The sequence below is a fragment of the Geobacillus sp. C56-T2 genome (assembly GCF_007829715.1).
Taxonomy (GTDB): domain Bacteria; phylum Bacillota; class Bacilli; order Bacillales; family Anoxybacillaceae; genus Geobacillus; species Geobacillus icigianus.
Map to the genome: position 1 here is coordinate 3,372,477 of NZ_VJWB01000001.1, position 15,425 is coordinate 3,387,901.

General features: G+C 47.9%; 12 protein-coding genes and 3 pseudogenes. 1 reads left to right on the forward strand and 14 read right to left on the reverse strand.

What is annotated here, in order from left to right:
- Window positions 1-72: 72 nt before the first annotated feature.
- The 11 genes and pseudogenes from GC56T2_RS16770 to GC56T2_RS16820 form a co-directional block, all read right to left on the reverse strand.
- Window positions 73-1,983: a SpoIIE family protein phosphatase gene (locus GC56T2_RS16770; protein ID WP_144976790.1), complete on the reverse strand. Its 1,911-nt coding sequence runs from the start codon at window positions 1,981-1,983 to the stop codon at window positions 73-75.
- 147 nt (window positions 1,984-2,130) lie between these two features.
- Window positions 2,131-2,766 (reverse strand): FMN-dependent NADH-azoreductase, encoded by a 636-nt coding sequence (locus GC56T2_RS16775; protein WP_144976792.1) that lies wholly within the window; start codon window positions 2,764-2,766, stop codon window positions 2,131-2,133.
- 181 nt (window positions 2,767-2,947) lie between these two features.
- Entirely contained in the window at window positions 2,948-3,094 is a 147-nt protein-coding gene (locus GC56T2_RS17905; protein WP_186440035.1) for a hypothetical protein, read from the reverse strand.
- 239 nt (window positions 3,095-3,333) lie between these two features.
- Window positions 3,334-3,444, reverse strand: a pseudogene (locus tag GC56T2_RS16780) (UPF0236 family transposase-like protein); the annotation flags it as partial.
- Between the two features lie 507 nt (window positions 3,445-3,951).
- A pseudogene (locus GC56T2_RS16785) lies at window positions 3,952-4,830 on the reverse strand (IS982 family transposase).
- Between the two features lie 84 nt (window positions 4,831-4,914).
- Complete coding sequence (locus GC56T2_RS16790; RefSeq protein WP_144976796.1) at window positions 4,915-5,124, reverse strand: hypothetical protein; 210 nt, start codon at window positions 5,122-5,124, stop codon at window positions 4,915-4,917.
- A 208-nt stretch (window positions 5,125-5,332) separates the two neighbouring features.
- Entirely contained in the window at window positions 5,333-6,991 is a 1,659-nt protein-coding gene (locus tag GC56T2_RS16795) for an IS1634 family transposase (protein ID WP_144972777.1), read from the reverse strand.
- Window positions 6,992-7,883: 892 nt separating this feature from the next.
- A complete protein-coding gene (locus tag GC56T2_RS16805; RefSeq protein WP_015375298.1) occupies window positions 7,884-8,471 on the reverse strand; it encodes a GNAT family N-acetyltransferase in 588 nt (195 codons plus the stop codon).
- 148 nt (window positions 8,472-8,619) lie between these two features.
- Window positions 8,620-8,829 carry a hypothetical protein gene (locus GC56T2_RS16810; RefSeq protein WP_144976798.1) on the reverse strand — a complete coding sequence of 70 codons (210 nt, stop codon included), beginning with the start codon at window positions 8,827-8,829 and terminating at the stop codon, window positions 8,620-8,622.
- 65 nt (window positions 8,830-8,894) lie between these two features.
- Complete coding sequence (locus GC56T2_RS16815) at window positions 8,895-9,791, reverse strand: hypothetical protein (RefSeq protein WP_144976800.1); 897 nt, start codon at window positions 9,789-9,791, stop codon at window positions 8,895-8,897.
- A 171-nt stretch (window positions 9,792-9,962) separates the two neighbouring features.
- Complete coding sequence (locus tag GC56T2_RS16820; protein WP_144976802.1) at window positions 9,963-10,526, reverse strand: type II secretion system F family protein; 564 nt, start codon at window positions 10,524-10,526, stop codon at window positions 9,963-9,965.
- A 544-nt stretch (window positions 10,527-11,070) separates the two neighbouring features.
- Here GC56T2_RS16820 and GC56T2_RS16825 point away from each other — a divergent pair.
- A pseudogene (locus GC56T2_RS16825) lies at window positions 11,071-11,219 on the forward strand (helix-turn-helix domain-containing protein); the annotation flags it as partial.
- A gap of 241 nt (window positions 11,220-11,460) precedes the next feature.
- Here GC56T2_RS16825 and GC56T2_RS16830 read toward each other — a convergent pair.
- The 3 genes from GC56T2_RS16830 to GC56T2_RS16840 all read right to left on the reverse strand — a co-directional run bounded on the left by GC56T2_RS16830 (window position 11,461) and on the right by GC56T2_RS16840 (window position 15,246).
- The gene (locus GC56T2_RS16830; RefSeq protein WP_144976804.1) at window positions 11,461-12,843 is read right to left on the reverse strand and encodes a glycine--tRNA ligase; all 1,383 of its coding nucleotides are present in this window, start codon (window positions 12,841-12,843) and stop codon (window positions 11,461-11,463) included.
- 292 nt (window positions 12,844-13,135) lie between these two features.
- Window positions 13,136-13,966 carry a glycosyltransferase family 2 protein gene (locus GC56T2_RS16835; protein ID WP_144977439.1) on the reverse strand — a complete coding sequence of 277 codons (831 nt, stop codon included), beginning with the start codon at window positions 13,964-13,966 and terminating at the stop codon, window positions 13,136-13,138.
- Window positions 13,967-14,049: 83 nt separating this feature from the next.
- Window positions 14,050-15,246 (reverse strand): MFS transporter, encoded by a 1,197-nt coding sequence (locus GC56T2_RS16840; protein ID WP_144976815.1) that lies wholly within the window; start codon window positions 15,244-15,246, stop codon window positions 14,050-14,052.
- Window positions 15,247-15,425: the final 179 nt, after the last annotated feature.

Genomic DNA, 15,425 nt, shown 5'->3' on the forward strand with positions numbered 1-15,425 from the left:
GGCTGCGCGTTGCTCCGCATTCGAACCATCGCTCGCCGAACCAAAAACGGCGCCGCCGAGTGCGGACAGGCACTAACGGCGGCGCAGCAGCAGCAATGTCTGATCATCCTTTTGTTCGTATCGGTGATATGCCCGAATTTGCTCATATAGCTCGTGAACGATTTGCGCAGCGGGCTGATCAAGATTGACGCGGGCGAGCATCGAAGCAAGAACGGAAAACCCGTCATCGATTTCGGCGTTGCGTTTTTCGGTCACTCCGTCCGTGTACAGCAACACAAAATCCCCCGGCTCTAGCACGACCGACTGAGTTTCAAAGGAAAATTGCGGAAATAAACCGAGCGCGCATCCTTTGGCGCGGAGCGGTACGCACTGTTTTGTTTTCGCCTTATAGAGAAGCGCCGGCTCATGCCCCGCGCACGCGTAGGAAAAAGCGTGCGTTTTCTCATTGTAGTTGCCGACTACCATCGTCACAAACATGGACGGTTCCGTGTAATCGTAGGCAAACCGATTCAACAAGTCGAGATACACATGCGGCTGCGTCCCGTAATGAACGGTCCGGTCTAGAATAAACTTCATTAACGTCATGATCATCGCCGCCGGAATGCCCTTTCCCGACACATCGGCAATCCCAACGGACACCGACCTCTGGTGGACCGCGAAATGATAAAAATCCCCGCTAAGCACGCGAGCAGGCACGCTGAGAACCCCAATGTCCACATAGGAAGGCAGATCGGCTGCAGCCGACGCTTGCAAGAGCGACCGTTGCATATTGGCGGCCAACGACATTTCAAAATCAAGCTGCTCGCGTTCGCGCTCAAGCCGCTCTTTTTCTTTTTTCTCGGTCATGTCGCGCAAGACGGCGACGAGCCCGGTCAACGTTCCGTTTTCCATCACCGGCGCGAGCGTATAACCGACCGGCAAGCAAACGCCGTCTCGCCGCCGAAACGGCTCTTCCTCGACGCGAATCACTTCGCCGCTTTTCAAACGTTTCACAACGCGACGCAGCTGCTTCCAATCCCAGGCAGCCCCATCCGGACGCGCCAGTGAGACAAATGAAAACAATGGCTTTCCTTTTGCCTCACTCGGAGCGGCGCCGATCAAGCGGCCCGCCGCCGGATTCATCCAAACGATGCGCCCGTCCCGATTGACCATCAGCAACCCTTCACCGAGCGCATTGGCCATCATCTCAAGCTGCTGTTCGCGCTGCTTCAGCTCGGTGTACGGCTTTTCCACCGTTTCCGCGTACATCGCGCGCACCACATACAAGAAGCCGGCCATCTCATACAAAGGCCCCCAAAGCCGTGACCCGTCGCCAACCAGCAGCAACGCCTGTCCAAGGGCAAACAACAAACAAGCCGGCGGCCAGTATAAAAGCGAAGAAGAGCCGCCTTGTCGCCAGCGGCGCCACACGAGCACCCCCGCCGCCACGTCAAGCAAGCCAGTCACACCAGTTCCGACCTGCCACCAAAGTCGCCAGCGGCTTGTCCCGTCCTCCGCTCCCACCGTCGCCACCATATGAATGAACAGCCCGATGACAGCTGTGTAAGCAAAAGCGGCCAAAAACGCTTGCCACCGCTGTCCGCTATGCCGCTCCATCACTTCATCTGGGCGCGAAAACAGAAAAAGAAAACCCGCGGCGAGCGTCAAGCGGGCAGCAAGCGCAAACAGCGCCGCCGACACGCCAGTCGCTGTAAACGACCACACCGTTGACCATGAAAAAAGCGCTCCCGCTGAAAAAAATAACGCCCCCATAATCAACCGTTCCATTGACAATGTATGCGGGAACACCGCCCACCCTTGCACAGCGACGAGCCAACAAGCAACAACAGCGGCAAGCCCCAAAACAAGGTCAAGCGAATGGTCAAGGCGGGGCGGAAGCGGATTCCAACCGCCCGAAAGCAACAACCAACCGAACCAGACAGCGGCCAATACAGCAGTTGCCGCGTGCAGACGCACCCGCTCATTTGGCTTCTGTTCGTTCACAAAAGAGAAACCTCCACTCCCTCGTTGATACGGTTATTATACCATACTCACATTTCACACCTCCATTTCGCACCTTAGACGGATCCAAAAAAGATGTTACGTTCGATCAGTGGACGATCGCTCATGGAGTGAGGCGGAAAACTTTAATTAAAACGTATGAGCCAAGTCTTTCGCCCGGGCAATGGCGTTCGCCTTAATTTCTTCCGCTTTTTCCGGCACAGCCGCATGCCCCTCAATGAATAAGCCTTCAAACGACGGCACGCCGAAAAATTGCATAATGACGCTTAAATAGCGGTGTCCCATTTCCATCGCTGCCGCTGGGCCTTCCGAATAAAAACCGCCGCGCGCCTGAATGTGGAGTGCTTTTTTATCGGTGAGCAGCCCGACCGGTCCTTGTTCGGTATACTTGAACGTTTTTCCGGCCACCGCCACCGCGTCAATGTACGCTTTCAATACCGGCGGGAAAGAAAAGTTCCACATCGGCGTAACGAACACGTATTTGTCCGCAGAGATGAACTGATCGCACAGCTCGTTCATCCGCCCGACTTTCGCTTTTTCTTCGTCAGACAGCTCTTCAAACGATTTTCCGGAGCGAAGCTTGCCCCAACCGTTGAACACATCAACATCAATTTCCGGAATGTATTCTTTATACAAGTCGAGATGAATCACTTCATGATCCGGATGCACTTGCTTGTACGTGTCGATAAACGCCTTCCCGACCGCCATGCTGTACGATTGTGTATCGTCGTGGGGATGGGCGGTGATATACAGTACTTTCGTCATGATGCATACTCCCTTTCTTGATGATCTCAGCATGTTAGTGTTTGCTGCTTGCCACAACGGCATGCATTTATCTTTGTCCCAAATATCTCGAACGAGAGATAATTATAGAAGGAGGAGACGAATTTCGCAAATCATTTGCCCAAAAAAAAATTGCCCTAGAGGCAATTGACGTGCGGATCGGTTATTCGCTTTGCTCAACAACAAACGGATTGCCGCTGATTTGTTTTCGGATCTCATCCGTGAGCGTAAACGGCTCGCCTTTGACACCGCTTTCATTTTCGCTAGGCCGATGGCCGCTCCCATCGTAGTAGATCGGTTTTTCTTCCATCATGGTTGGCCCCCTTGATTCACGTAGGATACAGGAACTAGTCTATACTCCCATTTTACCATTTATGCAGCGGGAATTCGATCGGTTTTTTGAAATTCGAGTCGGCCAAGACTTGGTGGAGAACGTTTTTTGGCTCCTTATGGAATTTTGAAATCACGGGTGATTGGGCCATTTTCACAAGTTTATATCCGTAAGCGCTTTTGTACTCTCATCTCTCATCCCTCATCAAACAGAGGGAGGAGCGAAACAGGGACCGCCAACACCAGCTGACGAATCGCCTCATGGCTGAGGACCGCATCTCTCACGATCGACTCCAACGTATTGGCGGCTTTGCGGTAGGAAGAGCACTCCTCAATTTAATACTGTAGATGATCATTTTTTCATTACAACATTTTCCATAAACAAAGAGACAAACAGGGTGCCTCCTAGGCAACATGGAGCTGTTTTTTGATCACATCAATGGGAATCTCTTGCTTCGCGGCATAGAACTTGGCATTAGTATCTTAATGGGTTGTCATGGGTCTAGTTTTTTGCAATCGACAGCGGATTGTAGTATTATTATGAAAAAAGGATATATTTTGGTAAATTTAAAAATAAATAAAACAGAATTGGATTTGTATGACTTTGTATCGTTTGAATTTTTGGTCGGTATTTCTGAATATTATTAACTTTCCTCTGTCTGATAGACTTTGTAAATGCCTTTTCTATATCGTAATCGGTCTGTTAATTTTTAATTGGCTTTTTGCATTAGCGAAACGCAAAAAAGGTTTAAGTGCCTATTAAAGAACAGGGAGGATTTCGACTTGGAAGTCATTAAACTAGATGGTATTAATAAAACCCGTGGTGCTAGTTGAGCGCTAGCGCTCAACTAGCCCAAGTGTTACAAGTGAATACACCAACAAGATGCCATCGAGTGCCACTTCAAACCCTAAAATCGAATTCGCACGAATGTCTGCCATACGATACTAGTCGATAAGGACGGAGAACACCGTTTCGATCACTTTCCGTTTTTGTTTGAGCCATGTCTCCCATGATTCCGATGGGCGGTGTTTCTGATTTTTGCGAGATGGAGTCCAAAAAGCGATGTGGTACGCTTCATACAACTTTTTTTTGCCATTCGCTACTGATGAATCCCTTGTACCCAAGTTATAGGGATGAGGAATTTGAGTCATGACGGTTTCAGCTGCGGTTCGATCGTGACAGGACACCTCGGTTACTACGTATCCCATAGGTAGCCCTTGGTCTGTCACTTGAAGATGAAACGTAAACCCATCGTACCACTGCTTTTTCGATGCACAAAACCCGATGTCAACGATGCCTCGAAATCGTTTGACACGGTCCATTCTTGCGGCATGGCACCACTCGATTGGCATGCTATCTACGACCGCATAGGCATGGTGTTGACCACGTTTCGCTAGTTGATGACGAATCCATTTGATCGCAAAGCGCAGCGATCGGCAACGGCGATGGTATCGAGAACGTTCGAGAAACTGTCCATCCGTGAACAAGTTCCCAGTCACAAAGCGATGCCATGCACGTTCAGAAGAGAAGCCAAGCAACTTTCTTAAAAGATGAATGGCAATAACCACCGCGTCTTCTTGTTTCGCCAAATGACGATTGCGGCGTTGAAGATAGAATTGAATTTGTGACAGCTGGGCAGAAACAAAAAAGAAAATGGCGGCATATTGTTTTTGAATCTTGGCTTGATCTGTAATAAAATGAAAGTGCTCTTGTATGGGGATTCTCCTTTCGAATGTTGGGTCGCACTTTCATTCTACAGGAGATCCGCAGGCAAGGGCTATTTTTATGCTTACTTGATTTTATCTAGCACCACGGGTTGTATCAAATATTTTTCCTGTAGCATCCCCTGCATCTCCAATGATACCAGCTACTTGTCCAACAGCCGATTTATCACCAGCACCATCACCGACTACCTTTGACAGCCCAGCTGTCAGTAAAGTACTTTGCAACACCTTTGAGCCAGTAGTCACGCTTGGACCAATACCTGAGTTGCTTGCTTCAATATCCATCAAAAACTGACTAAAACCAGCTATATATTCAGAATTTAACTTCTTCTTATAATTGATAACGCGGTAAAAATAGAGTGTAACTCACATTTCGCACCCTAACAAGGTCAAAACAAAGGATTTTTTATTTAGTTTTTCAGAATAACTTTTTGACCAACACAACGAGCGATGGCTATCCTTTTTTTACCATCGCTGGTCGTTCCGTATGACGTTACACGTAAATGCTCTCATCCAGCCCCAACCCCTGCAGAATCCTTCGTTGTTCAGGGGTGAGGGAGCGATCCAGTGAGCGTTGGATGCGCCCATCCGGCAGCTCCAGGAGGACGACGTTCACATATTGAAACAGCTGAAAAATCGCCTGTCCCGTCGGCCGGGTCAGCTTGCGGCCTCCAGGACCCTTCAACGGGTGTTCTGGAGTAATAAACTGACGCACTCGGCGCTGAAAAACGCGGTAAATCGCCAAGGCCAACAGAAACAAATAGCCTAATACTGCGACCCGTTCTGGTTTTTTGACGTAAATCTCATCCGTGAAAAACGGATCTTTCAAAAAAGCGAAGTTCATTTCCACCGAGATCTGCCCTTTATATAGCTTCAAGATCTCTTGGGCATCCATTTGTTGGCCCTTCCATTCCTCCGGAACGGTCGTGACGAGGACAAACCGGGACGCTTTCCGTCTTGCCTGTTCCCACGCGTTTTGGTCGAATTCGACGTCAAGGCGCAAGAGATACCGCGTCTCCATCTCGGGTTCCACCCCTTTTTTCGGCCGTCCGCGCCGTTTTTTCGGGCGTACGATCTCTTCGACCGCGGCCTTGACCTGATGAAACCGTGGGCGAAGGGACATCTTGAGGGACGCCAAGGCTTGTTCAGCGTCTTCCCGGCACGAGAAAGGGTGGCGCTCCCAATGGGCTTGTTCCTCGCGAAGAAGCTCCGCTTCTTTGGTTCGTTCTTTTTCGAGCGTCTTTCCTTTTCGCTGGTCGAGCGCACTCGATTCGACGACGATCAGCCGAACGGGGTGGCCTTCATAGGTGGAGGATGTTTCCCATACCCGGTACGTGGCGCCGTTTCTCTCCGCCAGCGTAAAGGGTTCGCTCCACGGGATGTGAGGCGAATCGGCCTCCGCTAATGCCCGTTTCACGATCCGAAGCGACGAAGGGCCTCGGGTGATCAAAAAGGCGTTGGCCGCTTTGGTTTGCGCCAGAGTGTCTTTTGTCATCGCGGCGGAATCGGCCACGTAAATCCATTCGTCTTCCATCTTGGCTTGTTTGAGCTGTTCGTGGACACGGGACAGCACCTCCGGATTCCACGTTTTGTCAGGCAGGTTGCCGTCGTGCACATCGCCGTAAAACGGGATGCCGTCCTCGTTGCCGACCAGTCCGAAACCGATCTGTTTTTGCCAACGATGATGGCGGTTATAGCCATGTGTGATTTGTAAGGCCTCTAACGAGGCCGATTCATACGCGCCGTAAACGGTCTTGTCCGTCGTATCGGCGTGAAAGGCTCGGAGGGAAAGGCCTTCTTTGCGATAAATGTGAATCAAGCAAGTGCTGATCACCTTGTGAATATCGGCCTCATACAAGCGGTCGAGATGACGAGCCAAGGCATCGTCGTTCAACCAGGAAGGATGGAGACCGGGACGGATGAGTTTCTCTAGATCGATCTCCTGAGCCCATCGTTCCACGTGAACGAGGGCTTGCCGGCCGTCAAACATATTGTAGATGATGGCCTGAACGGCATCGCTGACTCGAGTCTGGCACTGTGGATCAACGGGAACGAGATGGTCAATCAATTGGGGCAGGCCCAGTTTCTTGAATAGGGCACTTATTATATTCAAATAATCATTACGATAGACCTTTTTGACTTGAACGTTCATGAGAGAAAAACTCCTTCACTTTCCTTGTGTGTCAAGGATTCATTCGACATCGGAACGAAAAAATCCTCCCGATTTTCGTCGAGAGGGTGCGAAATGTGAGGTGTAAATTAAAAATTTCCAATAATGATTTATAATTGTACATGTAACAGATAGCAATGAAATCTATACCAACGCGGCTGCTCTACCCCGTTAATCTTTAATTGATCAAATACCCATTCAACGCATTATGGAGATCAAACAGACACTTTTCAAATCCAGTTTTCAAGAAGACAGCAATCACATAACCATAGGCACCTTTTGTTTCTCCACTATTCCAGCGGTTAATCGAGAAAACAAAAAGAATTCTCACTTGTTCAACCGTTCTTTATACCTTTAAACTAGTAATACCGAGTTGAAATGACCCATTTTGTTTGGGGATCATACTACAAGAATGTTTCAAAGGGCCGTACCATCCACCATGATCACTTTCAGAGATTAAACACATACATCGTTTAAGAGATGATGATGAACGTCAGAAAATTCTTGCTTTTGAAAGCATCGGCTGGTCCTTGAAAAGGTGGACAGATGAGAGACTCATAAATACATCAAAAATAGCAAAAACAGCGGAAGATGTTCATCAACTGCTACAAAGAATCGATCGTAAAGCACGTTTTCCAAAATAAACATTTAATCAATTGCCTTTTTAGACACCTGTGGTCTTCCCGCCACATAAGGTATTTCCAGAAAAAAGTTGATCGATGCATCGAAATAAAGCCTCTAAAAGAGGATCGATTTCATCGGTGTATTCGATCAAAGAATTGGAACTCTTGATAGTGTCACCCCTTTGAAGTTTTTTAGTAACTGTATATGATTCCCAATAAGAGTGGATTTTTTGTGTCCCTTTATTCATCCGTTATGCGTTTTGCAACCCGTTCCTTGATTTAAAATAATCTCGTTTTAGAATAGAGTATATAGCCATATCCCTAAATTTACCTTTAATATACCAATGTTCTCTCATAACCCCTTCAAATTGCATCCCTAACTTTTGTAAAACTCTTAAAGATTGAACATTTTCAATCATAGCAAATGCCTCAATTCTGTTTAATTCCATCTTGTCAAAACCAAATTCAATGATTTTATTAGCCGCTTCAACTGCTAATCCCTTCCCCCAATACTTATACGATAAAACAAAACCTATCTCAGCTTTATGATGATTGGGTAACCATTTAACTATATCAATTGTCCCGATCATTTTATTGTCTGCTTTTGAAACGATTCCCCACGGAGCTAAACTACCTTCTTTATAAGACTTAATTACAAATTCTAAAAATTGAATTGAATCTTCAATGGTATGATGAGGTCTCCAAGGTAAATATTTGCAGTTTTCCGGATTTGACGCATAATCAAATAAATCATATGCATCATCTAACGTTAATTTTCTTAATATTAAACGTTCAGTAGTAAGTGTAGGCAAATCCCCAAATACATCTTTAATCTTCAAATTCCTCAACCCTTTCTATACCTATATTTTAATATTCCTTCTGTGTCTTAAAACACTTAATTCAAAAAAGTGTTTATCCACCAGACTCTCGGCATACTCGCATTATATACTGGCTTGAACGTTAATACAAAACCGTGGAAATTCTTTATTACAGCTTATATAGATTAGTAGCCATACCGTTAACCACTTTTACTCCGGTAAGTACATTATCTAACTCGTCGCTTTCTTTTACATCCGGCTTTGGTTTCTCCGTCGCGGCAACATTAGCTGCTCCGAATGCAAAAAGAATTCCCCACATTACCATTAGGGCAGATGTGAGCGAACTAATAGCACGCTTCGCATTTTGCTTTCGCAGCAAACGTCCCACACCTCCTGTTTTTATACAAAATTTCTTATTGTATACAGCCTCTCCTTACATTCCACTCACCCCCTTAAAAGCCATTTTTCATCAATCACTTTATGAACATGGTCGTCAATCATGTCTTCTTTTGAGCCTCGTTGCTTTTGAACAATCTTCTTGATCTTATTAAGATCCATTGTATTGTCATATTTGAGGCCTTCCATTCTTGTTACTTGTATAGCATCATAACTTTCTCGAACAATCGTCTTCATGTTCTCGATAATTTTCCTGTATTTTGTTTTATCACACTTTGCTTCTAATAAAATCAATTTTACAGCGAATAAGTGTCCTTCTAACTCAAGATCGATAAGGGCAAATGATCTTATGTCTGAATAATAGATAAATTGAATAACTAATTTTTTAATTCTCTCATATGTTTCTTGATTAATGGGCTGCCTCTTTAAAACGAGCGGTAAAAGCTCCGACAGTTCTCTAGCTAACGATTCTAAAAGAATGCTTTTCTCATTCCATAACTTTAGAAAATCGAAAAAATGCTGGAATCCCCTTCTATATTTTTCTTCTCCTAACCTCATTTTTTGCATAACGGGCATTAAAAACTCGACAATGTCCTCTGCTTTTTCTAATATCTGTTCGTAAAAAGACGGATCATGTTTTAAAGCAGCATATATGCGTCTTTCGGCGGAACAAAGAGTTTCAAGGGTATAATAGAAATTCAATGCTTTTTTTGAAAGAGCTAAATCCCTTACAATGGCTCCAGATTGATCGACAACGACAAATTTATTGAGAACCCCATTCGCTAACCTGCTAAACCACCCTTTTTTGTACAAACCAACTAACCTATACTTCTTTCCCCCGATAATATAATCCGCACTCATAAGCGGCACTTGCCGAAACTTGATGTACTTTCGAATCGCATCCAAATACACACCTGTCGCTGGTTCCATAATTGGAATTTTCATGCTTCTCATCTCCTATTGTTAGCTGAAAATAAATTTTGCCAATTCCATTAACACCGGGCCTAAGATAAAAATGATGGTGGAAGGAAAAGCAAGCAGCATAAGCGGAAAGAATAGTTTGACTGATGCCTTCGCGCCCATTTCTTGAGCCCTTTTTTTTCGATTTTCCCACACTTATGTGGCCTGTTGCCGTAAAATGGCGGTAATGCCGGATGATCCTCTTTCAAGCGTTTGATTAACGGCTGAAACGAACCGGCTGACCTCATCAATTTGGCAACGTTCCGCCATCCTCTCAAGCGCTTCGGTTTGCGGAATTCCTAAGGATACCTCGTATATCACTTGTTTTAACTCCTCAGATAACACGCCTTTTTTACGCGTCGCCACTTCCTTGATGGCAGGAAATAGGTTCAACCCTGCCTCGCACATGATCGCGATAGAATTCACATAATGCGGCAGCTCGCGGCTGATCGTTTCCTTTCGTTTCCGTATCTCACCATTTAACCAAACAACAGGCAAAGCATATGAAAGAGGAGAAAGCGCAAGCGCAAATATATAAAAACTGCTTTCGCCGCTTGCAAGAGCCAGCATCAAATAAAATAAACAGACTGCCACAGGCAGTATAAGCTGAAGGCTGTAAACATCTAACGGGGTCCACTTGCCTGCCAAACCGGCTCCCATAATCTTTTCCGTTAAAACCTTTCTCCTTTTAGCATTCATTTGTATATTAAGAAACGCCAACAAATTTCCAACGCTTCGGCTGATCTTTTTAACGATTCCGTATTTGCTGATAGGGACTTTTTCGCCGGCTGACTGGAAGTTATTGCAGCTTATACATCCGCAACATGTTAAAGGGCAAGAAAGCGATGCAGATCGTAAGAAAAACTAATGACGAAATGAGAAATAACATTTGGGCTCACCTGCTAAATCTTGATAGAAGTAATCGCTCTTGCTACAAAGTAATTAAGATTCATCACCAAAACATGTACTTGACAGACGGTGAACTTCTCTAAACAGGTGTAGGCAAAAAATGATTGATTTCCTGTTCTTTCGTGGATGCATAAGTAAGATGTGTGATGAAAAAATCAAGTACAACTTTTGGTGAAGAGCCTTTAATTAAATATTTCCAAAAATATTATAACATGTTAAATTCAACTAGTCATTAGCTTCTTGTCATTCAGAAACTCTATCGGTGTTAAAGCCGATGATAAAATCCCCAATATAGCCGGAATAAAATTACCCACTTACAATAGAACCATATTGTCAATGAGAGGAGCTATGGTTCATGATTACGAGAGGGGAATTTTTTATGGTCAAAGAGATGTATGAAAGGGGAATGATATTTCCGATATTGCGAGGGAATTGGGGATCGATCGGAAAACCATCCGAAAATATATTTACTCCCCCAATCCTCCTTCCAAATCTAAGCGAAAACATTGAAAAAGTAAGATGGGAAAGCTCCTTTGCTTTTCTTGTGTTTCAAGGTTTTATTCGACATGAAAAAAATCCTCCGATTTTTGTCAAGAGGGTGCGAAATGTGAGTTAAGAAATGGGATGGCAAAGCCGTATCCACGAGTAAATCACCAGTCTCTTAGAAGGGGGGAAGGATCAAAAAAAGAGGCTGTCTGCGAAAGCTCGGTTTCACGATCTTTTGAGACAGCCTCCGTTCTTGTCATCAAAAAGCGATCTTTTCCTCCAAAAAGGCTTTGAGCTCGCCGATCGGCAGCCGCACTTGTTCCATCGTGTCGCGGTCGCGGACGGTGACTTGGCCGTCTTGTTCAGAGTCGAAATCGTACGTAATGCAAAACGGCGTGCCGATTTCGTCTTGGCGGCGGTACCGCTTGCCGATCGAGCCGGTTTCGTCGTAGTCAACCATGAAATGTTTCGCGAGCTCTTCGTAAATGCGGCGCGCCCCGTCACCAAGCTTTTTCGACAGCGGCAAGACAGCCGCTTTGTACGGCGCGAGCGCGGGATGCAAATGCATGACCGTCCGGGTCGTGCCGTCTTCGAGCTCCTCTTCGTCATACGCGTCAATCATAAATGCGAGCGTCACACGATCGGCACCAAGCGACGGTTCAATGCAGTACGGGATGTAGCGTTCGTTCGTTTCTTGGTCGAGATAATGGAAGTCCTCGCCCGAGTATTCCATATGCCGCTTTAAGTCGTAGTCAGTGCGCGACGCGATGCCCCACAGCTCGCCCCAACCGAACGGGAAGCGGTACTCGATGTCAGTGGTGGCGTTGCTGTAGTGGGACAGTTCTTCTTTCGCGTGATCGCGCAGACGGATATGGTCTTCGTTCATGCCGAGCGACAACAGCCACTCCTTGCAAAATTGCTTCCAGTAGTCGAACCATTTCAGCTCTTCGCCCGGTTTGCAGAAAAACTCGAGCTCCATTTGCTCAAATTCGCGCGTGCGGAACGTAAAATTCCCTGGCGTGATCTCGTTGCGGAAGCTTTTGCCGATTTGCGCGATGCCAAACGGCAATTTTTTGCGCATCGTGCGCTGGACGTTTTTAAAGTTGACAAAAATGCCTTGCGCCGTCTCCGGGCGCAAATAAATTTCGTTGGCGCTCGACTCGGTGACGCCTTGGTACGTTTTGAACATTAAGTTGAACTGGCGCACGTTCGTAAAGTCGCGGCTGCCGCATTCGGGGCAGGCGATGCCATGCTCGCGGATCAGCTCATCCATTTTCGCTAGCGGCAAGCCGTCAACGATCATCTCGATCCCTTTTTCCTCAAGCGCCTGCTCAATCAATTTGTCGGCGCGATGACGCGCTTTGCACTGTTTGCAGTCGACCATCGGATCGTTGAAGTTGCCTAAGTGGCCGGACGCTTCCCACGTTCTCGGGTTCATTAAAATGGCGGCGTCCAAACCGACGTTGTACGGCGACTCTTGGACGAATTTTTTCCACCACGCCCGTTTGATGTTGTTTTTCAGCTCGACGCCGAGCGGGCCGTAATCCCACGTATTCGCCAGCCCGCCGTAAATTTCCGACCCCGGAAACACGAAGCCGCGATGTTTCGCGTGGGCTACGATTTCTTCCATGGTTGCAGCCATGTTATCATCCTCCTTCACATGTGTATGGTGCCAACAAATCAAAAACGCCCTCGCCCCTAGGCATGACGCCTAGGGACGAGAGCGTAGCTCCCGCGGTTCCACCCTAGTTGATGCGCAAACAGCGCATCCCCTTTTTCCATTTCCGCTCCGGACTGCCGTTTCATTAACCGTCTTCACCGGGCTTCCACCGCCCCCGGCTCGCTTTGGAAGAGAGGGTTAACTACTATTGATCCGTCATCGCGATTCGTTATGCGATTTTGCTCATTATAATAACAAACCCGCAAAACCTCTGTCAATAGTTGCCTCTCTTTTTTTGCGCCCAAAATCGCGACACGATCGGCTTTCCGTCCCAGATGACTTCACTTTCGGCGCGGCGGCGCGCGACTTCCGGCTCGTCAAGCAAAAGCCAGAAATTTTTCACCGGCAAATCGCCGAGCCCATGCTTCTCGCAAAGCCGCCGCAAATATTGGCGCCGCCTGTCGTCGAGCTGTCGCGACATGTTATCGCCATCCGTGCTGAACGCATACAACACGGTCGCCGCCGCGACACGGGCGACGCGACATACAGAGGCGGCACGCAAAAAGAAGTCCCAATCCCAATAGTTGTGGATAGACGGGTCAAAGCTGCCGATTTCGTCATGGAGCGACTTGCGATACACGCTCCCGGACGGGACGTACGTTGAAAACGTCCGCATCGCTTCCAAATCGTACTCATAGGCAAATAAGAAGCGAGCGAACGGGACGCGCTGATCGTTTTCGACCCGATACTGGACAATTTCCGCATCGGCATAGGCGAAGTCCGCATGCTCGAGCGCCGCGACCATCCGCTCGAGATGACACGGCAACACTAGATCATCGTCGTCGCAAAGCATGATGAGCTCGCCGCGCGCCGCTTGGACGCCTGCGTTGCGGGCCGCGACATGTCCTTCGTTGTCGCGGCGGTCAATGACGCGGATGTCCAGCTCTGGGTACAAGGTGACGACATCATCGATCGGCTCGCCGCCGTCGTTCACAACGATGACCTCAAACGGCTTGTACGTCTGCCGGCTTAACGCTTCAAGCAGCTCGGCAAGCGGATATGGACGATTGTACGTCGGGATGACAACGGATACAGACGGACACAACGGACAATCCACCGCCTCTCTCATTTTTCCCAAACCAAAAGGGGCTTACCCTTAAGGTATAGCCCCTGTTTCCGTTTGTCAACTTAGGCGAGTTCCTGTTGCTTCGTCTCTTTACCAAGAACAGTGACCGAGAGGACGGCGACAAGGACAGACAGGCAGAACAAGGTGAAAATCGCTGTCACGGACACCCCTTTGGCGACAAGCGAGCCAACGAACAGTGGGCCGAAGATGCCGCCAATGCGGCCAAACGCCGCCGCCATGCCGGCGCCGGTCGCACGAATCGACGTCGGGTATTGCTCCGGCGTGTACGCATACAGCGCTCCCCAAGCACCGAGGTTGAAAAATGACAAGAAAATGCCCGCTGTCATCAACCCCGCAAGCGACTCGGCCGTGCCGAAAAAGTAGGCGCTTGCCGCTGTGCCAAGCAGATATGTGATCAAGACGAACTTCCGCCCGGCCCGCTCGATCAGCCATGCGGCGCTGAAATAGCCGGGCAACTGGGCGAGCGTCATCACAAGCACGTATTCAAAGCTTTTAATTAAGCTGAACCCTTTCATGACCATGACGCTTGGCAGCCATAAAAACATGCCGTAATACGAAAAGACGACACAAAACCAAAGAATCCAAAGCATCATCGTTTCCTTCCGGTACGGTGCCGACCATACGTTGGCGATATTGTCCCATACCGTTCCCTCTTTTTTCGTTGCCATAAACCGTGGCGAGTCGGGCAACCGGAGGCGTAAGTAAATGGCGTACAGCGCCGGCAAAGCCGATAGCCACAACGCCGTCCGCCAGCCGTAAGCCGGAATGACAAAATAGGAAATGAGCGCCGCCAGCAGCCAGCCGCCGGCCCAAAAGCTTTCAAGCAGCACGACAGCCCGGCCGCGATCCTTAGCTGGCACCGCTTCCGAGACGAGCGTTGACGCGACCGGCAGCTCGCCGCCAAGCCCCATGCCGATTAAAAAGCGAAGTGCCAAAAATGCCGCCAACGTCGTCGTCAGCGCCGACAGCCCGCTGCCAAGGGAAAACAGCAACAATGTGAAAATAAAAACGTTTTTCCGGCCGATTCGGTCGGCAAGCAACCCAAACACGAGCGCCCCAACGGCCATGCCGATCGAGTTGACGCTGCCGATCCAGCCGACTTGGCTGGCCGTCAAATTCCAGTCTTTTTGTAAGGCGGCCATCAAAAACGACAACATGCCGACATCCATCGCGTCAAACAGCCAGCCGAGACCAGCAATGCCTAACAGCTTGCGCTGGGAAATCGTCGGTTGATTCATGTGTATCCCCCTGTCATTATTAGTGTCAAGACACGATCTATATTCATTATAGAAGGGGAAAGGGGCAAATTCAATCATTTATTGCTCATTCTCTCACAAAACGAACCGCCACACGGAAACGATCTCTCCCCTACACCCTCGCTTGGGAATGGAGCTTCTTGACCCGGAACGATAAAAAA

Excerpts from the sequence above, each read along its gene's own strand:
- GC56T2_RS16775 (WP_144976792.1), bottom strand. The coding sequence starts at position 2,766 with ATGACGAAAGTACTGTATATCACCGCCCATCCCCACGACGATACACAA.
- GC56T2_RS17905 (WP_186440035.1), bottom strand. The coding sequence starts at position 3,094 with ATGGAAGAAAAACCGATCTACTACGATGGGAGCGGCCATCGGCCTAGC.
- GC56T2_RS16790 (WP_144976796.1), bottom strand. The coding sequence starts at position 5,124 with ATGGATATTGAAGCAAGCAACTCAGGTATTGGTCCAAGCGTGACTACT.
- GC56T2_RS16795 (WP_144972777.1), bottom strand. The coding sequence starts at position 6,991 with ATGAACGTTCAAGTCAAAAAGGTCTATCGTAATGATTATTTGAATATA.
- GC56T2_RS16815 (WP_144976800.1), bottom strand. The coding sequence starts at position 9,791 with ATGAAAATTCCAATTATGGAACCAGCGACAGGTGTGTATTTGGATGCG.
- GC56T2_RS16830 (WP_144976804.1), bottom strand. The coding sequence starts at position 12,843 with ATGGCTGCAACCATGGAAGAAATCGTAGCCCACGCGAAACATCGCGGC.
- GC56T2_RS16840 (WP_144976815.1), bottom strand. The coding sequence starts at position 15,246 with ATGAATCAACCGACGATTTCCCAGCGCAAGCTGTTAGGCATTGCTGGT.